Origin of the sequence: Collinsella sp. AM40-7AC, from assembly GCF_003468125.1 — a bacterium.
Taxonomy (GTDB): domain Bacteria; phylum Actinomycetota; class Coriobacteriia; order Coriobacteriales; family Coriobacteriaceae; genus Collinsella; species Collinsella aerofaciens_O.
This window is the reverse complement of the sequence record NZ_QSGK01000004.1, coordinates 110,221-132,832: the sequence shown is the minus strand read 5'-3', so window position 1 is coordinate 132,832 and position 22,612 is coordinate 110,221. Positions and strand designations below refer to the sequence as shown.

Genomic DNA, 22,612 nt, shown 5'->3' with positions numbered 1-22,612 from the left:
CCTAGTCATACAATTCAAAGACAGTTTGCAAAGAAACGCTGCAACCGGAGGAACCATGGCATATCCCGTATTTGACCTACACTGCGACACCGCCGACCGCATCGGCTGGGCCACGCTCGATCTCGACCTGCGCTTTACCGCCGGCACCGACGGTTATTTCCCCGGCGACGAAACGCATCCGCAAGATTTCGACCTCATCGAGGGCAACGCCTGCGCCATCTCGCTCGCAAAGATCGGCAACACGCCGTGGGCGCAGTGCTTCGCCACGTTTGTCCCCGACGAGATTCCCACCGCCCACGCCGCGCGCTTCCAGGCGCAGATCATGGCGCACATGAGCGGCCAGGCAATGCTCAACCACGACCGCATGGTCAACGTGCGCAGCGCCGCAGACATTCGTCCCGCGCTCAAGGACGGCAAGGTCGCTTGCATCCACACCATCGAAAACGCCACGTTCTTTGCCGAGGACCCCGCGCTGATCGAAGTGCTCAAGAGCCTGGGCGTGCTCATGTCATCACTCAGCTGGAACGCGCAGGGACCGCTCGCGAGCGGACACGATACCCACGCCGGTCTCACCGCCGCCGGCATCGAGGCACTTACGCAGATGGAGCACGCCGGCATGGTGCTTGACGTCTCCCACCTCAACGATGAGTGCTTTGACGAGGTTGTCGCCCACGCCACGCGCCCCTTCGTCGCCAGTCACTCCAACTCCCGTGCGGTTTGCGGCGTCAAGCGCAACCTCACCGACGACCAGTTCCGCACCATTCGCGACATGGGTGGCATCGTCGGTCTCAACTACTGCAGCGAGTTCCTTTCCAACGACGCAACCGACAAGACCGCCGCAGACGTCACCTTCGACCAGCTGGCGGCACATATCGAGCACTGGCTCGACCTGGACGGCGAGGACGTCATCGCGCTCGGCGGCGACTGGGACGGCGCCACTGTGCCCGCTTTCCTCTCCGATGCCAGCAAGATGCCCGAGTTCCAGAACATGCTTTCCAAGCATTTTGGCAAGACCGTGATGCAAAAGCTCTGCAGCGACAACGCGCTTGCCTTCTTCGAGCGTTATTAATTTCACATCCCTTGAGCGGGCCGGCATGCCGAACGGTCGACATGCGGCCCCGTCCCCAATCTGAAGGACCGCTTTTGACGCAGCAGTTTACGATTTCCGTATCCCGACCGGATGGGACGCCCATCCCCGTCGTCGTTACCAAAAAGCGCGTCAAGAACTTCAACCTACGCGTCACATCGAGCGGCGAGGTCCACGCCAGCGCACCGCTCGGCGCCAGCCGCGAGCGTATCGAAGCGTTTGTGAAGCGCAACAGTGCCTGGATTATCAGACGACTTGTCCAACGCGAGCAACGTCAGGCGACGACGCGAGAGCCGCTCGGTCCCTCGTCTATCATTGCGCTTTGGGGCAAACCCATCACCGTTCAGGATGCACTCGACCACAACTTTGAGCCCCCCGCGCCGCGGCCCAAGCAGGCTACCTTCGCAAGTTTTATGGGTACCGACGAATCGGACGAAGGCCCACAGGCCAAGCGGTGCGCAATCCTCGACGGCCTAACGTCCAACGAGCTCCAAGTCCATATCGACCAGCTCTATACGTCCGAAGTCACATCGGCGCTGCGTGATATGGTGCACGCATACGAAATCGCAATGGGTGTCGCCGTATCCCGCGTTTCCGTGCGCGGCATGAAAACGCGCTGGGGATCATGCACGCCCAAGACCGGAGCCATTCGCATCGCACGCGAACTTGCCGCCTATCCCATCGAATGCCTCGACATGGTTGTCGCCCACGAGCTCGTCCACTTGCTCGAGCCAAGCCACAACCAGCGGTTCCACGTCCTGCTCGACACATACTGCCCCAACAATAGAGCACTGTCCCAGCGGCTCAAGCAGCCACCCATAGAGACATATTAGTACCGGTTAGCGCACGCGCTCGATCTCGACACCGCAGCTTGCCAGGGGAAGACCGACGGGCGCCCAAGGCTTATCGAGCTTGATGCGCACACCAAGCAGCGAGGGATAACGGCGCAGCAGCATCTGGGCCGTACCCTCAGCTGCCGCCTCGATGAGCTTAAACGTATGCTCGCGCAGATAGCCATCGACATCGTGGCACACCGAGCCGTAGTCAATCGAGGCGTCCAGGTTATCGTGCTCCCCCGCAGCGCGCAGGTCGGCATAGAGCACCAAGGACACGATGAACTTCTGGCCCAGCGCGTTCTCCTCGGGATACACACCATGGTTGGCAAAAACCTCAAGCCCGTCAATGACAATACGGTCGGCATGGCGCAGATCGTCATAGCTCACGTGGGGCACCGCCGTTGCGGTGGATATTTCGCCCCTGCCACGGCGGGCGAGCTCGGCGCCTTCAGTCTTGGTTGCATTCTCGGGCAGCTTTTTGTTACTCATCGCGATCGTCTCCTTCGTTTAGAACCCCGACCGCGCAAACTAACTACACGCGAATCGACAGGTTCTTTTTATCATCGCTCCAGTTGCAAGCATTGCGCGCGGGGCATGCGAAGCAGGCGCGCGAGGCCTTGTCGGCCGCATAGAGCAGACGCTCAAGCGGTTGGCTGTTCACGCGCAGCTTTCGATGGCCCAGAATGGCCGTCTTAATGGCTGCGGCATCGGCCGACTCAAACGCCACGTCATCGGGCATGCCGCCGAGAATTGCATCAGCGACGCGCTCGCTTGCAACATCATGGGATATACCCGATTCATACTGTTCATCTTTGCCGATATCGTGAAGAAGTGCCGTGGCGTAGACAACCTCGCGGTCAAATTCGAGCTGCTCCTCGAGATTCTTAATCCACATAATACGCGCGACATCCAGCAGATGGTCAATACCGTGGCGGCAGAAGATGCGCCCCGATTCCAACTGTGCAATGTTGCCCAGGTGCCGCCGGAACAGCCCGTTGGCACAAATGTAATCAATGCGAGGCATGGCGCCAAAAGGAGTCAGGCCCGAAGCCATAAAGCCGCGACGCGGCGTCCCCTCATCGGTCTTCGATGTAAAGTCGTTGACGACTCTCATGGTTAGCGGCCCAGCATCCTAAAGAACCGCTCCTCGAGCGCGGGATCGGTCTCAAAGACGCCGCGGCGAGCGAGCGTCACGGTCTTGGTGCCGGGCTTTTGCACGCCGCGCATGGTCATGCACATGTGCTCGGCTTCCATCAGCACAATCGCCCCTTGGGGAGCAAGATATTCCATGAGGGCATCGGCAACCTGTGCGCACAGCTGCTCCTGCAGCTGCAGACGACGGGCATAGACCTCAACCGTGCGAGCAAGCTTAGACAGACCTGCCACGCGACCGTTAGGGATATAACCAATGGCGGCCTTGCCATAAAACGGCAGCAGATGGTGCTCGCACAGCGAGTAAAACGTAATGTCGCGCTCGATAACCAAATCGTTCGAAGCGACGGCAAAAGTTTTGGACAGGTGCTCCTCGGCACTCTGGTCCATACCGCCGGCAATCTCGCCATACATACGGGCGACGCGTGCCGGAGTCTCCAGCAGGCCCTCACGAGTTGGGTCCTCGCCTATACCTTCAAGCAGCAGCTTAATGGCAGTCTCGACTTTTTCCTGATCGACCATCTGGGCCTCACTTTTTCGATTTCGCGTTCGCGCTATGGTACCACGCCGGCACGCAACCTCTGTCAGCTACATAGTATGGGTCGAATAGACCGGATCATCACGCCAAAGTTCAACCGCATCACAAAGCGCAACGCCCTCGCGCTCAGCACGGGCGCGCGTAGCGTTCATATCGATCACGCGCTGGTTGCTCGAGCCCCTAAAGCGCAGCGTGATATCGTACAGGTCCTGAACAAACGGGCCGTCCACCAACATGTCGAGGCAGGCAAGGATGCGGTCCGTCACCTCGGTATGATGACGACCGCCCGGCATAAGCTCCTCGAGTACGTCGCCAGTAAAGCACCAAATAGTCTTCCCCGACCCCACTGGATAGGCCGCGCGAACACGCTCGACAAAATCAACGAGCCCAGCCTGATTCTCGGGCTCCATGGGCTCCCCGCCCAGAATCGTCAGGCCATCAATAAAGGGATGGTCGAGGCTCTCGATAATCTTATCCTCGACGGCGCGATCGAACGGCTCGCCCGCAGCAAAGTCCCACGCGACAGAGTTAAAGCAGTTCTTGCACCCACGACGGCACCCACTCACAAACAGAGAAGTACGAACGCCTTCCCCATCAGCAATGTCGAAATACTTAATGTTCGCGTAGTTCATAGGTAACTCTCCCGGGAGGCCGGGACATATCATCCCGTCCTCAAACATTCTCGGCCTTCGGCCTGCGAAACTGCGGGCGGGACGATTTGTCCCGGCCTCATGCAAAGGGTAACTCAATGAACAAAGCGAACATCGAGTATAGGGTTCGAGGTCCAATAAAAACTTTGTTGCAGCTCAACCGCCATCGCAAGCAAAGCGTTGTTGCAAGTCAACTCATTTCCGCTAAGAACTTCGAGGAGTGAGCAGGCTGTGTGCTGCATCTCAGCTACGTCAGCTCGGCTGCCCCGTAGCGAGGCCCCGGACCTTTGCTCGATATGAGTTCCGCACGAACAGGAGGCGCCAGTGGCGCCTCCGTCGTGAGCCAGGACTGTCCGAAATAGCGAGTAAAGGTCCGGGGCCTCGCTACGGGGCAGCCTGGGATGGTTATTAGAGATGCAGCACGCGGTCGCGGATCTCCTCGGTTCGACCCTGGTTCCAGAACTGGGTACCGATGTAGCCGCACGTGCGACGGGCGACATTCATCTTCTCCTGGTCGCGGTTGCCGCAGCTGGGGCACTCCCACACCAGCTTGCCGTCATCCTCGACAATCTTGATCTCGCCATCGTAGCCGCACACCTGGCAGTAGTCGCTCTTGGTGTTGAGCTCGGCGTACATGATGTTGTCGTAGATATACTGCATCACGCGGATGACAGCCTTGAGGTTGTCCTGCATGTTGGGAACCTCGACGTAGGAGATGGCACCGCCCGGCGAAAGCTGCTGGAACATGCCCTCGAACTTGAGCTTGTCGAATGCGTCGATCTCCTCGGACACGTGGACGTGGTAGCTGTTGGTGATGTAGCCCTTGTCCGTCACGCCCGGGATGATGCCAAAACGACGCTGCAGGCACTTGGCGAACTTGTAGGTCGTCGACTCAAGCGGGGTACCGTACAGCGAGAAGTCAATATCGCTTTCGGCCTTCCACTCGGCGCACTTGTCGTTCATGCGCTGCATGACTGCCATGGCAAAGGGCGTGCCCTCCTTCTCGGTGTGGCTGTGGCCCGTCATGTACTTGACGCACTCATACAGGCCGGCATACCCCAGGCTGATGGTGGAATAGCCGCCCACGAGCAGCTTATCGATCGTCTCGCCCTTCTTCAGACGCGCCAGGGCGCCGTACTGCCAAAGAATCGGCGCGGCATCCGAAAGCGTGCCCATCAGGCGCTCATGACGGCACAGCAGGGCACGATGGCACAGCTCAAGGCGCTCATCGAAGATCTTCCAGAACTTGTCCATGTCCTGATGCGAGCTCAGCGCGACATCGGGCAGGTTGATGGTCACAACACCCTGGTTAAAGCGGCCATAGTACTTAGGTTTGGTCGGGTCATAGTTCAGCGCGTTGGCAACATTGTTAAAGCCGTTGCCCGAGCGGTCGGGCGTCAGGAAACTGCGACAACCCATGCAGGTGTAGCAATCGCCGTTGCCGGCGGTCTCGCCCTTCGACAGCTTGAGCTCGCGCATCTTCTTCTCGGAGATGTAATCGGGCACCATGCGCTTGGCGGTGCACTTGGCGGCGAGCTTGGTCAGATAGAAGTACGGCGAATCCTCGCGAATGTTATCGTCCTCGAGCACGTAGATAAGCTTGGGGAATGCCGGGGTAATCCACACACCGGCTTCGTTCTTAACGCCCTCATAGCGTTGACGAAGCGTCTCCTCCACGATCATGGCAAGGTCGTGCTTCTCCTGGGGCGTACGGGCCTCATTGAGATACATAAAGACCGTCACGAACGGCGCCTGGCCATTGGTGGTCATAAGGGTCACGACCTGATACTGAATCGTCTGGACGCCGCGACGGATCTCATCGCGCAGACGGTCCTCAACGACCTCACGGACCTTTTCGGCAGATGCCGAAACACCGAGCTCCTCGAGCTCGCGGGCAACCTCGCCGCGAATCTTTTGACGGCTCACCTCAACAAACGGGGCAAGATGGGTCAGCGAAATAGACTGGCCGCCGTACTGGGAGGAAGCAACCTGGGCGATAATCTGCGTCGCGATGTTGCAGGCAGTCGAGAAGCTGTGCGGCTTCTCGATCAGCGTGCCCGAGATAACGGTGCCGTTCTGGAGCATGTCCTCCAGGTTCACCAGGTCGCAGTTATGCATGTGCTGGGCAAAGTAGTCAGAATCGTGGAAGTGGATCAGGCCCTCATTGTGGGCATCCACGATCTCCTGGGGCAGCAGCACACGCTGAGTCAGATCCTTTGAAATCTCGCCGGCCATATAGTCGCGCTGGACGGAATTGACGGTCGGGTTCTTGTTAGAGTTCTCCTGCTTGACCTCTTCGTTATTGCACTCGATCAGCGACAGAATCTTGTCGTCGGTCGTGTTCTTCTGGCGCTTCAGGCTCTGAACATAGCGATAGATGATGTAGTGGCGGGCGACCTCGTAGCAGTCGAGACGCATGATCTCGTCCTCGACCAAATCCTGGATCTCCTCGACCGAAACGGTGTGGCCCGCGTTCTCGCATGCCTCGGCGACGTTTTGCGCCGCATAAACCACCTGGCGGTCGGTAAGACGAGAGCTCTCCTCGACCTCCAAGTTTGCGGCGCGGATGGCATTGACGATCTTATCGATGTCAAAGACAACCTCGGTGCCGCTGCGCTTGATGATCTTCATCCTCTTGCCTCTTTCGCGTCGTAGCCTCATTGCGCTTCAGAGCCAAACGATGCCCGGCAGGGCCTGCCCCTGCCTTGCGGCGCCGTCGCGCAATCTGTGTTCTCGATAAACCATAAGCCTCCATGCGGACATTCCCTAGAGCCAATCAAGCGGTTCAAGGACACGTTCAAAAGAGGCAGTTAAGGTCTTCGTTCTCTGTCCGCCATCTATCATACGACAAAGAAGCATCTATATCCTGTATTCTTTTTTTAGGTCAAACACAACATATAGTGTTTCAGCAGGTCAAAGCAATTGGTCATTTTGCAGACGCATTAAAAATGAGGGGTATTTGACAAGTCGGTAAAACGTTACCAACACGGCTACCTGCATGGCAGTTATAAAACCCCCTTAGTCAAGCCGCTGACAAATCCTACCAAAACCAAGCCGCTCACGCCAAAAGAATCCAAAAGATTATGCTTGACCAACATGTTGCGGTCACGATGGACCAGGACACATGCAATCTGCCGGCGCCCCCACGGGATGCGAAGACCATCGCGTACAGACCTTGGATCAATATTTGGCGGCTTATTTGGCGGCGTGCTTGGTGGCAAAACAAAACAGCCCAGAGGACATAGCCTCTGAGCTGCGAACATTTGGTGGGCGTTAGAAGATTTGAACTTCTGACCTCTTCCGTGTCAGGGAAGCGCTCTCCCCCTGAGCTAAACGCCCAAATGGAGCGGACAACGGGGCTCGAACCCGCGACCCCAACCTTGGCAAGGTTGTGCTCTACCAACTGAGCCATGTCCGCCTGCGAGGATTTAATATACGGGATGATCCACCCAAATGCAAGAACTTTTTTTGAAAAGTTTTGCGACGCCCTCGCGAACCTCGCGAAGACATCAGCCACCACGGAAGGTGTAGGCAAACGCAAGCTCGCCGCAAGAGGCCCCCTACAACTCAGCGAGCATGATCCAGGCAGAGCTGTCCTGCGCGAGCCTGCCATCTGCAAGCGGTGATGAGGTGAGCAGGACCCTACCCGCCGGCAGCTCCACGGGTGCTGCACCGAAGTTCGTCACACACGCCCAGCCGTTGTCGCGGCGATAGGCGATGACGCCGCCCTCAGCGCCCTCGGCACCATCCGCAAGGCCGGTGCACCCGTCAAGATCGAGCCACGCAAGATCGTTGGCGCACCCGCGCAGCTTGCGCCGCAGCCAGAGGGCGTCGCGATAGAACGCAAGCATCGATGCCGGGTCCGCTTCTTCCCTATCGGCAGCGTAATCGGAAAACCATGCAGGCTGTGGCAGATGGGGCGCCGCATCGGCGTCCGCCGGTGAAAACCCAAACGATCCGCCCTGCGCGGGATCGTCCGCTGCCACCCACGGCAGGGGCACACGACAGCCGTCGCGCCCCTTCTCGCGCTTCGGTCCGTGCGTATTGGTCGCAGTGGGATCTTCGAGTGCAGCCCACGGGATGTCAGCCACCTCAAAAAGGCCGAGCTCCTCACCCTGATACACGTATGCCGAGCCCGGAAGCGCCAACTCAAGCAAAAGGGCTGCCCGCGCGCGGCGCTCGCCGAGTTCACGGTCCTCGTCATAAGACGACCCGTCGCGTAAGAGCCAGTCGAGCGCAATCTGATGGTAGCGCGTCGCCTTGATTTGCGGCAGGGCATAGCGTGTCGCCACGCGCGGCACGTCGTGGTTGGAGAGTACCCAGGTCGAGGCGGAATCGGATTCGATGGCCGCCTTCAAGCCCTTCTCGATTGCAGCGTGCATGTCATCATAGGTCCAAGTGGCCTTGGCGAACTCAAAGTTGAATGTCTGGCCAAGCTCGCTGGGGCGTGCGTAGAGATACTGGCGCTCGGGCAGAACCCACGCCTCGGCAACGGCGCTGCGCGGCGGATCATAACGGTCGAACACGCGGCGCCACTCGCGATAGATCTCATGGACCTCGTTGCGGTCCCACAGCGGATGGGTGCCGTCCTCAACCATGTCATCGCCCTCGGCGAGATGCCACCGGTCGAGGTCATCGCGGTCGAGATCCTTGGCGAGACCGTGCGCCACATCAATGCGAAAGCCATCGACGCCTCGATCGCTCCAAAACGCCAGGACGTCGCAAAAGAACGCATGAACCTCGGGACACGACCAGTCAAAGTCCGGCTGCTCGGGCGTAAACATGTGCAGATACCACTGACCGTCCGCGACGCGCGTCCAGGCGGGGCCGCCAAAGTTGGCATTCCAATTGGTGGGAGGCAGCTCGCCGTGCCCGCCGCGACCATCGCGGAAGATATAACTGGCGCGCTCGGGTGATCCGGGGCCGGCGGCAAGAGCGGCTTTGAACCAGGGGTGCTGGTTGGACGAATGGTTGGGCACGATGTCGACGATGACCTTGATGCCGTGCGCATGAGCCGCAGCGATCATGTCATCGAAGTCGTCAAGCGAGCCGAGACGTGGGTCGACATCGCAGTAGTCCGCCACATCATAGCCGCCATCGACAAGAGGCGATGGGTAAAACGGGCTCAGCCAGATAGCCTCGATGCCCAGCTGCTCAAGATAGTCCATCTGCTGGGTAATGCCCGCGATATCGCCCAGACCCGAACCAGTCGAATCCTTAAACGAGCGCGGATAGATCTGATAGATCGCGGCATCGGACATCCATGGGCGCGACGAGGACTTTTCTGTAGCCATGGGATGAGTCTCCCTTGCAACGAGGTTTTGCGAGATGCCCACGATGATACGCCCAAAGCGGACATTCGCGGCAAACAACGCCACAGCCACGCCCCAAAACGCTCGCTCCCTCTCGGGTTCGAGTCTCCTGGGACGAATCGATCGATCAGTGAAAAGAACGGAAGGCCCACTCCTCCGGCCACGACAGCGAGCGGGCTCCGGGTGCCCCAAGTTGCCGCGAAAGAGGAGGGAAGCGTACTTTATGTACGCGACCGACGATTGAGGGGCAAGATGGGGTGCCCGGGGCTCGCGCAGCGTCAACAAAAAACGCGGTTCGTTAGAACCGCGTAAGATAGTTGGAGCGGACAACGGGGCGTCTGCGTATTCGCTTCGCGGATCCGCACCGGCTTCGGCCGCCTGCCGGCGTCCTCGCCAGCTCGCTACAAACGCTCCGCGTTTGCTTAACGCTCGCTCCCCCTCGGGTTCGAGCCCAAGCGACGGGTACGAAAAAGCCCGGCTACCGTAGTAGTCGGGCTGCTGCGTTTGGAGCGGACAACGGGGCTCGAACCCGCGACCCCAACCTTGGCAAGGTTGTGCTCTACCAACTGAGCCATGTCCGCATATGTAAAACAAATCGGGCGCCGGAGCGCCCGGATGTTGCCTGGAGGCGAAGCCCGGATTCGAACCGGGGGTAAAGGCTTTGCAGGCCTCTGCCTTACCACTTGGCCACTTCGCCGAAAAAGGACCGCCTAAACGGTCCGGAAATGCAATGGAGCGGACAACGGGGCTCGAACCCGCGACCCCAACCTTGGCAAGGTTGTGCTCTACCAACTGAGCCATGTCCGCTTGCGGGTTATTAATTTACGCGAGTTGTCCAAAAGACGCAAGTACTTTTTTCAAAAAACTTGTCTGCCGCATGTTCTTAGTAGCTAAACGCGCTAAAGCGATTGGCTAGGCACACGACTCCAGCGCTCCGCTAAACAGCTTCACCATCTGCACGCGCGTGCCGGCGCCGTCCGTACGACGAGCAACCTCCACGTTATCGACGAGCATACGCATAAGCTTGATACCACGGCCGCGCTCCTCTGATGCGACCGGTTCGCTCGTTTCATCGATAGAATAGCCGGCACCTCGATCAAGCACCTCAACCACAACGCGATCGCTATAGGCCTGAACCGTCAGGACGCAGCCGATACCGCCCGCATGGTCATAGGCATTACCCAGCGCCTCCCCCGACGCCAATGCGACATCGTAGCGCTCGTCACGGCGCAACGGAAGCGATTCAAGGAGTTCGGCGATGCGATGTCGGTAGTATGGAAGATTCTCGATACCCTGACGGACCTCGACGCTCTTACTCCAGCGAGGCAGCTCCCCCACCGGAATGGCGGGAATAGACTCCCGTGCCGGCCCCGCGACATGAAGGATATCGACAAGCCGAGCAATCTCCAAAAAGCGAACAACTCCACCTGATGCATTGACGAGCGAAAGCAGGCCTTCTCGCCTCATGAGCTCACGAGCGCGCGTAAGCAGGAATGCCAAGCCCGTCGAATCGATAAAGCTAACTGCCTGACAGTTGATGACGACACGACGCACGCCGCGGCCAATCAAAGCATCCAACCGCCGACGCAGCGCAGGCACCGTGGCGATGTCGATATCGCCTGGTGGCGTCAAAACCGCTATGTCATTCCACTCATTCATACGACCATGGTTCCCCAAAAAAGCCCACTCGATGCATTCGTTTCCCCAACCGTACGGATTCAGCCCGCCCAGCGTCGTCTATGAACGACCCCGTAAAAACTCAAGGGACACCAATGCAATGTCATCGTCCAGCGCCGATTCGGTAAATCGGTCAAGCTCGCCCAAGACCTTGCCGCAAATGCCCGACACGCCCTCACCCGAGACAGAGAGCAGAAGGTCGCGAAGGCGCTGCTCGCCAAAGAAAGCACCCGAGCGGTCACGTGCTTCGATTGTTCCGTCGGTGTACATAAATAGCATGTCACCAGGAGCGAACGTAAACACGCCTGTCTCGTACACCATGCTCTCAAAGGCACCGATTACCCCCGATTGGCATCCAAGCAGCTCGACCTCTCCCCCACGAGCCTCGTCGCCACCCAGCGGCATCGACTCTGGCCTGATGACCATGGTCGGAGGATGGCCCGCCGAACAATACGTTGCGCGTCCGGCTTTAAGGTCAATCTTGGCGATAAAGGCCGTCACGAACGTCTCGACCCTCGAAAAGCCCATGAGCATGCTGTTAAGGGAGCGTGCCATGCGGGCCGGTCCAGCGCCCTCCCAGGCATATGCCGTCAGGGCCGTCTTGACGAGCGCGGACATCGATGCAGCCTCAATGCCTTTGCCAGACACATCGCCCAGAATCATGACGGCGCAATCGTCGGGAAGACGGATGAGCGTATAGAAATCGCCGCCGACCAACGCCGAATTCGTGGCCGACAGGTACACCGAATCGGCGGCGATTCCCGGAACATCCCCCAGTGAATTTCTCATGCCAATCTGGAGCGTCTGAGCGATATGGCGCTCCTCACGCTTTTGAGATTCGCCTTCATAGATCAGTTCAAAGTCATGCGCCAAGTGCACCAAGTAGTCATATTCAAGGTCATCAATCGGCTCTTGGCTACCATCACGAAGCAGCAGCGCGCGCGTCGTCGGGCCCTTCGCAACAGAAGCAGGAACAATCGCGTCGTTACTGTGCTTGCCATCGCCCTTAGAGCGCGGACGCCCCGCCTCGATGCCGGCGTCGACGTAGAGACCCTGGCAAGGCAAGCCATGCGCCCTAAGCCAGCCTCCCATAGGCATCGATTCGTCAACGCGAGTTATACGGACGTGTTTAAGGTCCTCGGCACTCGTGCCGCCCAAAACAGATGCCTCAAAGCCATCAGGGCCAGCCCCCAGACGTGCTGCTGGCGCCGTCGTGGAAAAGAAAAGCTTCTCGGGATCGTCCGGCAAAGCAACGCGGCTGCCGCCTTCAAAATCTATGACGTAGGAATCCAGACTGGCGTCATACTCAATAGGGCAAAAATGGCAGTTGAGCATATTGCAGATCTCGGACGATACCGCCTGGGTAGCCGCGGCGGAATCGTCTAGAAAGGTAAACAACTCATCACGCAAGACATTGAGCGAGCGGCCAAGCTCGGCCGTGCGACGGGAGCGAAGGCTCGATGCCATGCCGACCAGCTGGATAGACAGGTAATCGCAAATGACCTCGAGCACATTAACGTCATAGGCGAGCGGTGCCTGGTGGCGTTTCCAACCAACTTCCAGCACGCCGAGGATCTGCGTACCGTAAAAAACGGGAAGACAGATCTCGCTGCGGTACGGAGGCATATCCTGCATGCGCAACAGGTGCTTTGAACGATTATCCAGGTCCATGAACATACCGGAGGCGGCCTTATCGCCCTCAAGGTCCTGTTGGATCGACAAGCGACAGGCACGCGACTCGCGAAGAACATACGTCGGAATGCCAGCGCCATACGGCAAAAACTCGGGCAGGTAGCTGTCGAGCAGCTCCTTGGAAACACCGCGAAGCTTAAAGCCGCCGCTCTCAGAAAAATAGATAGCGGCACCCGAAGCATCGAGCGTTCCTACAAGCTGGTTCAAAACGGTATCAAGCAGGCTGGGCAGCTCATCGGAGCCCACAGTGCTCATAATGACCGAGAGCGTGCCAGAGAGACGCTTGTTCGCCACTCTAAGCTCCGAAAGCGCACGCTTGAGCTGACGGTCGTGAGAATACTGTTCCTCGATACTGTGAAGCGCCACCAGGACACGTGGTGCGCGGCGCCCAAAGATGCGCGGAGGCGTTACGGAGCCCGCACGAACCAAGACGGGAATAAAAGAGCCGTCACTCAGCTTGAGCATCAGTTCGTTCTCGGAGCCATCAGTTTCAAATGGCAGACGATGTTCCGTCGCACGTTCAAAAGCGGACGAGTACAGGACGTCTTTTACATCTCCGCCGATGACGTCGGCGCGTTCCTCGCACATCAAACCAAGTAAGCGATTATTCACATGCAGAATGGTTCCGTCGAGCTCGCAGATGATGACAGCATCGCTCGTGATCTCGACTAGTTGGGCAACGTCTGCCCACTCGTTGCGTTCAAGCGTTTCCATCGTGGACCTCACCGTCTATCGGTAACAAAAAAGCCTCCGAAGAGGCTTCTCAAATGCGATGGTGTCGGAGGCGGGACTTGAACCCGCATGACCAAAAAGCGGTCACTAGCACCTCAAGCTAGCGCGTCTGCCAATTCCGCCACTCCGACATGCTATGTTGTTAATTCGCGGTTCGCTTTGTTAGACCCGCGCTTTCAACGAGGAAGATAATAACCTATGATTCGAGAACTGTGCAAGCACTTTTTTCAAAAAAGTTTACGAATTTGTAATTGCGCAGGTAGACCGACCTGTTCGGGCAGGAATGAGGTCGCTTTCCAACGCGTCCTCGGGCATGCGGCATTATTTTGATCCGCGCTTCGCGCTACAAAATAATGCCGCCCCCTGCGGAATGCGTTGGAAAGCGACCTCATTCCTGCCCTAGGGGCACATGCTTCATGCACAGTTCTCAAACATGTTTTGGGGGCTGATGCAAATTTGGTGGCTCGGCAAAGCCGAGCCCTTATATGGGGAGGCCGGAGCCAAAGCTCCGGCCTCACTAACTTTCCTATTAGATTAAGTGAGCGATCAAGGAATCTCACTCCCCTCTGCCGCGTTAACGCAGGGCCCGCCCTGGTGTTGCTTTTCAGAACGTCCCGCAGGACGGAGGAAGCCCCGCAGCGCGTAGCGCGCAGCGGGGCTTCCGACATGTCCGAGGACGTTCTGAAAAGCAACACCAGGGCGGGCCCGAACGAGAACACCGACTACAGGTCGATGTGCGATTCCTTGATCGGGAACGGCTCGGCGAAGTGGCAGGCGCAGCAGGGACCCGGTGCGACTTCCTTAAACTCGGGAAGCTTCTCGGAGCAGATGCCCTGCGCGATCGGGCAGCGCGTGTGGAAACGGCAACCGGTCGGCGGATCCAGCGGCGACGGCGGATCGCCAGCGAGAATGATGCGCTTGCGGGTCTTCTGGATATCCGGATCGGGCACCGGCACGGCAGACAGCAGCGACTGCGTGTACGGGTGGTGCGGCTCACTGTAGAGCGTCTTCCAGTCCGAAACCTCGACCATCTTGCCCAGATACATAACGGCAACGCGATCAGAAATGTGCTGCACGACAGAGAGGTCGTGAGCAATGAAGAGATAAGCCGTACCGAACTTGTCCTGGAGCTCCTTAAGAAGGTTCAGAACCTGGGCCTGAATGGATACGTCAAGCGCAGAGACGGGCTCATCGCAGATAATCAGCTTGGGCTTGAGCGCAAAGGCGCGGGCAATGCCGACACGCTGGCGCTGGCCGCCCGAGAACTCGTGCGGATAGCGGTTGATGTGCTCGGGGTTCAGTCCGACGACGTCGAGAAGCTCGCGGACACGCTCGATACGCTCTTCCTTGGTACCCACGCCGTGAATGGTCATGGGCTCGGAGACGATCTCGCCGATGGTCATACGAGGGTTCAGCGATGCATAAGGATCCTGGAAGATAAACTGCATCTCACGACGCATATCCTTGATCTCGTGCTTGCTCATCTCGGCAACATCTTTGCCCTGGAAGAACACCTTACCGGCAGTCGGCTTGGTCAGACGCATGATGGTGCGACCCGTGGTGGACTTACCGCAACCAGACTCGCCGACCAGGCCAAAGGTCTCGCCCGGATAAATCTCGAACGAAATGTCATTCACAGCAGAGACGACACGCTTGGAAAAACGCTTGGCGAACATGCCGGACTCTGCAGGGAACTCCTTAGAGAGGTGCTCAACCTTCAGCAGCGGAGTACGCTCATTATTGTCTGCCATTTACGCCTCGCCTCCCTTCTTGGAATCCTTGCGCGTACGGGACGTCTCAGGAGCGTTCTTGAGGAACTCGGGGTCACCGGAGTAGTGGCACGCAGAGTAATGGCCAGACTCGGTAACAACGCGCTCGGGGCGCTGCTTGCGGCACTTGTCCGTCGCATAGGGGCAACGAGGAGAGAAGACGCAGCCCTCAGGCAAGTTCATGAGCGAAGGCGGGTTGCCGTGAATCGGCGTAAGAGGCTTCTTCTCCTCGATGGCCTGCTCCGGAATGGAACGAATAAGACCCCAGGTGTAGGGATGGCGGCTCTCGTAGAAGATTTCCTCAGCAGTACCGAACTCGACGGGACGGCCGGCGTACATAACCATGATCTTATCGGCCATATCGGCGACGACGCCCAAGTCATGGGTAATCATGATAATGGCGTTGCCGTTCTTCTGCTGCATCTCCTGCATGAGCTCGATAATCTGAGCCTGGATGGTAACGTCCAGAGCAGTCGTGGGCTCATCGGCAATCAGGATATCGGGATCGCAGGCAAGCGCCATGGCAATCATGACGCGCTGACGCATGCCACCAGAGAACTGGTGCGGATACTCGTTGACGCGCTTCTCGGGCTCGGGAATGCCAACGAGGTCCAAAAGCTCGGTGGCTCGCTTGAGCGCCTCCTGCTTGGAGTAGCCACGGTGCAGACGAAGTCCCTCGCCCACCTGCTTGCCGATCTTATAGACCGGGTTCAGGGAGGTCATAGGATCCTGGAAGATCATCGCGATATCGTTGCCGCGAATATGCTGCATTTCTTCCTCGGTCATCTCGAGGATCGAACGACCGCGGTAGCGAACGTCGCCGCCCTCAATCTTTCCCGGAGGCATCGAGATGAGGCCCATGATGGTCATGGCGGTCACGGACTTACCAGAGCCGGACTCACCGACGACACCCAGGGTCTCACCGCGATCGAGCGTGTAGGACACGCCATCGACAGCGCGAACAACGCCATCCTCGGTGTGGAAATACATCTTAAGGTCATCGACCTCGAGCAGATGCTGGCCCTCGGGAACCGGCTGGTCCTTCAGGTCCACATAGTTCTTGTTCTTCTTCATCCTTATGCGTCCTTCATCTTGACGTCGAGGGCGTCGCGCAGACCGTCACCCAGCAGGGTGAAGGCGAGCACCGTCGAGAGAATTGCCAAACCGGGCATGATCATCATCCAGGGAGCAGTCAGAAGATACTGCTGACCGTCCTGAATCATGGAGCCCCACGAAGGCGTAGGCGGAATAACGCCCATGCCGAGGAAGGACAGAGCGGACTCGGTCAGAATGGCGCCACCGATGTTCATGGTCGCGTAGACCACGATGGAAGCAACGGAGTTCGGGAAAATATGGCGCATTACGATGCGGGCATCGGATGCACCCATGGCGCGAGCGGCGTCAACATAGTCGTTCTCTTTGACCGTTAGGATCGCAGATCGGAAGACACGGGCAATCGAGGGCCAGCCGAGAATACCGATGGCGATGAAGACATTCTGAAGACCACGACCGATAACGGCAATCATGGCAACAACGAACAGCACGTACGGGAACGCCAGGAAGATGTCCGCACAGCGCATGATGATCGTATCCCAGATGCCGCCATAGAAACCGGCCAGGGCGCCCATGACCAGACCGATCACCGTAGAGATGGCGGTGGCCATAATACCGACGGAAAGCGAAACGCGTGCACCGTAGATAACACGGACGAGAATGTCACGACCAAGAGAGTCGGTGCCAAACGGGTGCTCGGCACACGGAGCCAGCAGCGAAGTCTCGGCCATGGTGGTCGAGTCAGAAGCCGTAGGAGAGCCGAGCCAGGGCTTAGCCCACAGATCGGCGGTCAGGGCGACCACAACAACGATGATGATCCAGCAGACACCGATAACGGCGAGCTTGTTCTTACGAAGACGCTTAAAAGCATCGCCCCACAGCGTGCGGGACTTGGCGGGAGCAGATGCGGCCTTGGTGGCGGTAGCCTGCTCCTGAGACTGAGAATCAGTTTCCTGCATGAGACGTACCTCCCTTAGGCCTTATCCGACGGACCGCCAAGGCGGATGCGCGGGTCGAGGAATGCATAGCTAATGTCGACGAGCAGGTTGATCACCATAACGACGACAACAATGAGCGTAACGCCGCCCATAACGATGGGCCAGTCGCGCATGCTAATGGCGCGGTAGACCTCGAAGCCGATGCCGGGCCAGTTAAAGACCGTCTCGGTCAGGATGGCGCCCGAAAGCATGCCGCCGAAGTCGACACCAATATAGGTAACGACGGGGATGAGTGCATTCTTAAGCGCATGCTTGATAATGATCGCGCGATTGGAGAGACCCTTGGCCTTTGCCGTACGGATGTAATCCTGGTTCATGACGTCAAGCAGCTGCGAGCGCATAATGCGGGCGGCATAAGCGGTCGAAACCGAAGCCAGCGTAATGGTCGGAAGCACATAGTGCATCCAATCCTGATACTGAGAGCTGGAACCGCCGGCACCCGAGATCGGCATGGAGAATGCACCGCCCGTGGCGTCCTTGAGAATGACGCCAAAGAACAGCTGCAGCAACATACCGAGCCAGAAGGCCGGGACGGCAACGAGAATCGACGTGGTGAGCGTTACCAAAATATCCCAGAAGGAATAACGCTTGACCGCCGAAATGATACCCGCACCGATACCCATGATTGCCTCGAGCACGATAGCGCACGCGGCAAGTTTGACCGTATACGGATACTTCTGGGCAAAGATTTCCGTAACCGGCAGCTTGCGCTGGTACGAATTGCCCAGATCGCCATGAAGCAGGCCGTTCATGTAATACAAGTAACGGTCCACGAGCGACGTTTGAACGGGGTCGCCGTTCTCGTCAAGGATCGCGTTGCCGTCCTCGTCCGTCTGGACCAGGTGATAGCGAACGCGAAGCTGAAGCTCTACCTCGGGGGACAGAGCCTTGTCTCCACCGATCAGCTTGATCGGATCTCCCGGCACGATATTCTGGAGGGCGAACAGAATCAGCGTAACGCCCAAAAACACCGGGATGAACTGAAGCACACGTTTAACGATGTACTTACCCATACCACTCCCCTATCTAGGGATTAACCTAATTGGGATGCCGATCGCCAGACCGGCATCCCAAAATTACCATCAGCCAGTTTACCCCAGGTTAGGGAGAACTGTATGTTTCCCATGAGGTCTACGTAAATACTTGACCCTCACGGAAGCTGCAAAACCCTTAGGCGAGCTCGGCGGTACCCAGATCGGCGTGCTTCTGCGGATCAACATAGAGATGCTTGACGCGGTCAGAGCCAGCGATGGTGTGCGTGTAGAACATCACCGGGATAACCGGGCAGTCAGCGGCGACCATGGCGTCGGCCTCCCGCATCTTGGCGATGCGCTCCTCGTCATCAACCGTGGTGCGGGCCTCGTCGACCTTGGCATCGAACTCGGGGTTGCTGTAACCGGAGCGGTTGTCGCCACCGAGGGAGTCGGAGTGGAACAGCGGGTACAGGAAGTTGTCCATGATCGGGTAATCGGCGATCCAGCCCAGACGGCCGAACTGATAGTTGAAGTTCTGATACTGCTCGAGCAGGGCAGACCACTCAGGGGTATCGGAGACAGCGGTAACGCCAACCTTGGCGAGGTCGCCGATGATGGACTCCATGATCTCCTTGTGACCACCGTCCTGGTTGTAGGAAAGGGTCACATTAATGCCACGATCGCCGTTAGCGCCAGCGGGAGCGACCTTGTCGAGGTACTCGTTAGCCTTGTCGACGTCATAGGCGCAGAACTCCCATGCGCCCTCCTTGTAGCCGGCGATTCCCGGAGGAACGATGCCGTCAGCGGGGGTACGGGTACCCTTGAAGATGGTCTTGCAGATGGCCTCACGGTTGATGGCCAGGGAGATGCCCCTGCGCAGGTCGGCGTTATTGAACGGCTCGGCCGTGGTGTTGCAGGTCAGATAGTACGTGGAAGGCTCGGCACCGAGCAGCATATGCTCGCCGTCACCCATGGTGTAGCCGTCCTTGGACTCGCCACGGTCCTTCTTTGCGGCGTCGATCTGAGCAACGGGAACGTCGCAGACATCGAGGTTACCGGCCTGGAACTCCTTGTAAGCGGTCTCCATGTCCTTGATGACCTGGAAGTGGATGGCGTCGATCTTGGCCTTGTCGCCATAGTAATCGTCAAACTTCTTGAGGTTGATCTCCTGGCCATCCTCCCACTTACCGTCCATCATGAACGGGCCGTTACCGACCGGGGCAAGGTAGAAGCTCTTGACATCGGACTCGGCGCACTCGGGAACCGGGGACAGAGCCGGGTGAGAGGCGACGAAGGGGAAGTCGGCGTAAGCGGAAGACAGCTTGACGACGAGGGTCTCATCGTCGGGGCAAGTAACACCGCTGAGCTCGGTAGCGTTGCCGGCAAGCAGATCGTCATAGCCCTCAACCATGGAAAGGTGATAGGAGACCTCGGAAGGACCATACTCGGTGGCGATGGCCGACTTGGTGTTGACTAGACGCTCCCAACCGAGCTTGAAGGACTTGGAAGTAACGTCGTCACCGTTGTGGAACTTAGCCTTCTTGATCTTGAAGGTGAACTCGGTGGCGTCGTCGTTAGCCTCAAAGGACTCGCAAGCCAGCGGAACGATCTCGCCCTTCTCGGGGTCGTACTCCGTCAGAGCGTCGAAGAGCTGGTACTCGACCTGAGTGCCCTGATCCTCCTGGACGTTGTAGGGGTCGATGCAGACCGGGTTGTTGATGTAGAAGTTCAGCGTCGAACCGGAGTCAGATCCGGAAGCGTCGCCGCCCTTCTTGCCGCATGCGGCAAGAAAAGCCATGGAGCTCGCAGCGAGGGTGCCGCCAACAAAGGCGCGACGACCCATAACGGGCTGGTGGAACATAGAATCAGCCATGCCATCCTCCTTATGAGATAGGACAAAGTGAATTCGGCCGGGCAACGTCGAGACAGCCCGATCGAACCATTCAAACGCGGTCCGCCGTTATGGCTGGTTATGCAGTGCGGACCAACGTTTCGCAATACAGTAGCGCATTTTATGCACAATATGGCGCTAATTCCGGTTAACGGTCGAGAATTTCTTTAGTTAGGCGAAGTATGTGGGGATATTTTGACTCTATTACAAGTCTGTAAACAAAAAGGGCCCCGCACATGCGGGACCCTTTACAAACGTATATACGCCGATGCTTAGTAGCCGACGATGCCCTGCGGGAAGAAGAACATGCACAGAACGACACACACAGCAAAAACGACGGCCATAATTACCGTCAGGCGATCGAGGTTCTGCTCCATGACGCCCGTGGCAGAGCTGGAGTTATACAGCGAGCTAGCGATCATATCCGAAACGCCGGTACCCTTACCGGAGTGCATCAGGACGAGAATCGTCAGCGCCACGGCAGAAACAGCCCAAACGACAAACAGAAGAATCTGAAACGGACCCATAGATAAGCTCCTTAATAGAACAATTCAAACTCCAGTACTGTACCACAACCTCCAACACTCCCCCACCTGCCATTTAGGGACGGGGTAGAAATGGCAGAAATATCAAAAAAGGGGGTTGCCCGAATTTGGGCAACCCCCTCGCATGAAAACGCTTGGAGTTTTCACTTAGGCCTCGGTGGCGAGCACGCGGCCCGTCATCTCGGCGGAAGGCTCAATACCAGCCATGGTGAGCATGGTCGGAGCGATATCGGAGAGACGGCCGTCCTCGATACCGGTGAGCCGTGCCTTCTCATTAACGATGATGAACGGCACGCGGTTGGTGGTATGGGCCGTAAACGGATGCTTGGAACCGTCGGAAGCAACGTCAAACATGTGATCGGCGTTGCCATGGTCGGCGGTAATCAGCGCAAAGCCGCCCTTGGCGAGAATCGCCGGGACAACCTTGGACAGGGCATCGTCAACAGCCTCGACGGCCTTAACGGCGGCGTCGAAGACACCGGTGTGACCAACCATGTCGCAGTTCGCGAAGTTCACGATGTAGAAATCAGCGCGATCCTCGTTAATAGCGGCGACGAGCTTCTCGGTAACCTCGGGAGCGCTCATCTCGGGCTGCAGATCGTAGGTAGCAACCTTGGGGGAAGCGACGAGCACGCGCTCCTCGCCCTCCTTGGGCTCCTCGATGCCGCCGTTGAGGAAGAACGTCACATGGGCGTACTTCTCGGTCTCGGCGGTGTGCAGCTGCTTCAGGCCATTGGCGGCGATAACGTCGGCCAGAACGTTCTCGGGGAACGTCTTGGGGAAGGCGACCTCGACGTCAAACGTCGGATCGTACTCGGTCATCGTCACAAAGTGCGAAAGCTTAATCTGCTCGCGCTCAAAGCCGTCGAACTCCTTGTCCGTGAACACGCGAGTCATCTGACGAGCGCGGTCGGGACGGAAGTTGAAGAAGATGGCCGCGTCGCCCTCGTGGATGCCCTCGTTGTGGGCAGCGAAGGGCTCGACGAACTCGTCGCCGCGCGGATCCTTCTCGTAGTAGGCCTTGATACCGGCAACGGGGTCGGTATCGGCATCGGACGCGTTGACCATGACGTCGTAGGCACGCTGGATGCGCTCCCAGCGGTTGTCGCGGTCCATGGCCCAATAGCGGCCCGAAACGGTGGCAACGCGAGCGTCGCAACCGGTCTCCTCGGAGATCTTAGCCAGGAAAGCGCAGAACTCGCTCATGTAGCCGGCACCGGACTGCGGGTCGACGTCGCGGCCATCCATGAAGGCGTGGACGCGAACGGTCTTGACGCCATGCTGGGCAGCCATCTTGACCAGAGCCTCGACGTGGTTCATGTGAGAATGAACACCGCCAGGGCTCATAAGGCCCATGAGGTGCAGGGTCTTGCCTTCGGCCTTGACGTCGTCCATAGCCTTGACGAAGACCTCGTTCTTGGCGATGGAGCCGTCCTTGATGGCGTTGTTGATGCGCGAAAGCTCCTGGAACACGATGCGGCCGGCACCGATGTTGAGGTGACCCACCTCGGAGTTGCCCATCTGGCCGTCGGGAAGGCCCACGTCCTCGCCCGAAGCACCGAGCGTGGTGTGAGGATACTTCTCGTACAGGCTATCAAGGAAGGGCGTCTTGGCAGCGGCGACGGCGTTCTCGCCATCAGCCGGAGCAAGGCCGCAGCCATCCATGATGATCAGGAGTGCAGGAAGATGACGCTGTGCCATATGTC

17 protein-coding genes and 6 tRNA genes are annotated in these 22,612 nt (G+C 58.2%); 2 read left to right on the top strand and 21 right to left on the bottom strand.

Annotated elements, in window-relative coordinates:
* Positions 1–55 precede the first annotated feature (55 nt).
* On the top strand, positions 56–1,069 hold the full coding sequence (locus DW892_RS04815; RefSeq protein WP_117766076.1) for a dipeptidase: 1,014 nt from the start codon (positions 56–58) through the stop codon (positions 1,067–1,069).
* 74 nt (positions 1,070–1,143) lie between these two features.
* Positions 1,144–1,920 (top strand): M48 family metallopeptidase, encoded by a 777-nt coding sequence (locus tag DW892_RS04810; protein WP_158567026.1) that lies wholly within the window; start codon positions 1,144–1,146, stop codon positions 1,918–1,920.
* A gap of 6 nt (positions 1,921–1,926) precedes the next feature.
* Here the strand turns inward: DW892_RS04810 and folB are convergent, their stop codons facing one another.
* From folB to gpmI, 21 genes are all read right to left on the bottom strand, one after another.
* Positions 1,927–2,412: a dihydroneopterin aldolase gene (folB, locus tag DW892_RS04805; RefSeq protein ID WP_055251396.1), complete on the bottom strand. Its 486-nt coding sequence runs from the start codon at positions 2,410–2,412 to the stop codon at positions 1,927–1,929.
* Between the two features lie 43 nt (positions 2,413–2,455).
* Positions 2,456–3,037, bottom strand: coding sequence for an HD domain-containing protein (locus tag DW892_RS04800; RefSeq protein ID WP_187364983.1), 582 nt, complete (start codon positions 3,035–3,037; stop codon positions 2,456–2,458).
* A gap of 2 nt (positions 3,038–3,039) precedes the next feature.
* Positions 3,040–3,597 carry a GTP cyclohydrolase I FolE gene (gene folE / locus DW892_RS04795; protein ID WP_117766073.1) on the bottom strand — a complete coding sequence of 186 codons (558 nt, stop codon included), beginning with the start codon at positions 3,595–3,597 and terminating at the stop codon, positions 3,040–3,042.
* 66 nt (positions 3,598–3,663) lie between these two features.
* Positions 3,664–4,245 carry an anaerobic ribonucleoside-triphosphate reductase activating protein gene (nrdG, locus tag DW892_RS04790; protein WP_117766071.1) on the bottom strand — a complete coding sequence of 194 codons (582 nt, stop codon included), beginning with the start codon at positions 4,243–4,245 and terminating at the stop codon, positions 3,664–3,666.
* 426 nt (positions 4,246–4,671) lie between these two features.
* Positions 4,672–6,894 carry an anaerobic ribonucleoside-triphosphate reductase gene (gene nrdD, locus DW892_RS04785; RefSeq protein WP_117766069.1) on the bottom strand — a complete coding sequence of 741 codons (2,223 nt, stop codon included), beginning with the start codon at positions 6,892–6,894 and terminating at the stop codon, positions 4,672–4,674.
* A 633-nt stretch (positions 6,895–7,527) separates the two neighbouring features.
* Positions 7,528–7,602 (bottom strand) — tRNA-Val (locus DW892_RS04780).
* 3 nt (positions 7,603–7,605) lie between these two features.
* Positions 7,606–7,681: transfer RNA gene (locus DW892_RS04775), tRNA-Gly, on the bottom strand.
* A 142-nt stretch (positions 7,682–7,823) separates the two neighbouring features.
* Positions 7,824–9,557, bottom strand: a complete 1,734-nt coding sequence (locus DW892_RS04770) for a glycoside hydrolase family 13 protein (RefSeq protein WP_147349846.1) — start codon at positions 9,555–9,557, stop codon at positions 7,824–7,826.
* 523 nt (positions 9,558–10,080) lie between these two features.
* Positions 10,081–10,156, bottom strand: a tRNA-Gly gene (locus DW892_RS04765).
* Positions 10,157–10,198: 42 nt separating this feature from the next.
* Positions 10,199–10,272 (bottom strand) — tRNA-Cys (locus tag DW892_RS04760).
* 34 nt (positions 10,273–10,306) lie between these two features.
* A tRNA-Gly gene (locus DW892_RS04755) sits at positions 10,307–10,382 on the bottom strand.
* Between the two features lie 105 nt (positions 10,383–10,487).
* Entirely contained in the window at positions 10,488–11,234 is a 747-nt protein-coding gene (locus DW892_RS04750) for an anti-sigma factor antagonist (protein ID WP_117766065.1), read from the bottom strand.
* Between the two features lie 78 nt (positions 11,235–11,312).
* Complete coding sequence (locus DW892_RS04745; protein WP_117766063.1) at positions 11,313–13,658, bottom strand: GAF domain-containing SpoIIE family protein phosphatase; 2,346 nt, start codon at positions 13,656–13,658, stop codon at positions 11,313–11,315.
* A gap of 59 nt (positions 13,659–13,717) precedes the next feature.
* A tRNA-Leu gene (locus tag DW892_RS04740) sits at positions 13,718–13,807 on the bottom strand.
* A 591-nt stretch (positions 13,808–14,398) separates the two neighbouring features.
* On the bottom strand, positions 14,399–15,427 hold the full coding sequence (locus tag DW892_RS04735) for an ABC transporter ATP-binding protein (RefSeq protein ID WP_117766061.1): 1,029 nt from the start codon (positions 15,425–15,427) through the stop codon (positions 14,399–14,401).
* Entirely contained in the window at positions 15,428–16,519 is a 1,092-nt protein-coding gene (locus tag DW892_RS04730; RefSeq protein ID WP_117766059.1) for an ABC transporter ATP-binding protein, read from the bottom strand.
* Between the two features lie 2 nt (positions 16,520–16,521).
* Positions 16,522–17,457: an ABC transporter permease gene (locus DW892_RS04725; RefSeq protein ID WP_117640785.1), complete on the bottom strand. Its 936-nt coding sequence runs from the start codon at positions 17,455–17,457 to the stop codon at positions 16,522–16,524.
* Positions 17,458–17,471: 14 nt separating this feature from the next.
* Positions 17,472–18,509: an ABC transporter permease gene (locus DW892_RS04720; RefSeq protein ID WP_117758574.1), complete on the bottom strand. Its 1,038-nt coding sequence runs from the start codon at positions 18,507–18,509 to the stop codon at positions 17,472–17,474.
* Between the two features lie 157 nt (positions 18,510–18,666).
* Positions 18,667–20,343: an ABC transporter substrate-binding protein gene (locus DW892_RS04715; protein WP_117766057.1), complete on the bottom strand. Its 1,677-nt coding sequence runs from the start codon at positions 20,341–20,343 to the stop codon at positions 18,667–18,669.
* Between the two features lie 290 nt (positions 20,344–20,633).
* Positions 20,634–20,888, bottom strand: a complete 255-nt coding sequence (secG, locus tag DW892_RS04710; RefSeq protein WP_006236144.1) for a preprotein translocase subunit SecG — start codon at positions 20,886–20,888, stop codon at positions 20,634–20,636.
* A gap of 165 nt (positions 20,889–21,053) precedes the next feature.
* A complete protein-coding gene (gene gpmI / locus DW892_RS04705; protein ID WP_117766055.1) occupies positions 21,054–22,607 on the bottom strand; it encodes a 2,3-bisphosphoglycerate-independent phosphoglycerate mutase in 1,554 nt (517 codons plus the stop codon).
* Between the last annotated feature and the right edge of the window lie 5 nt (positions 22,608–22,612).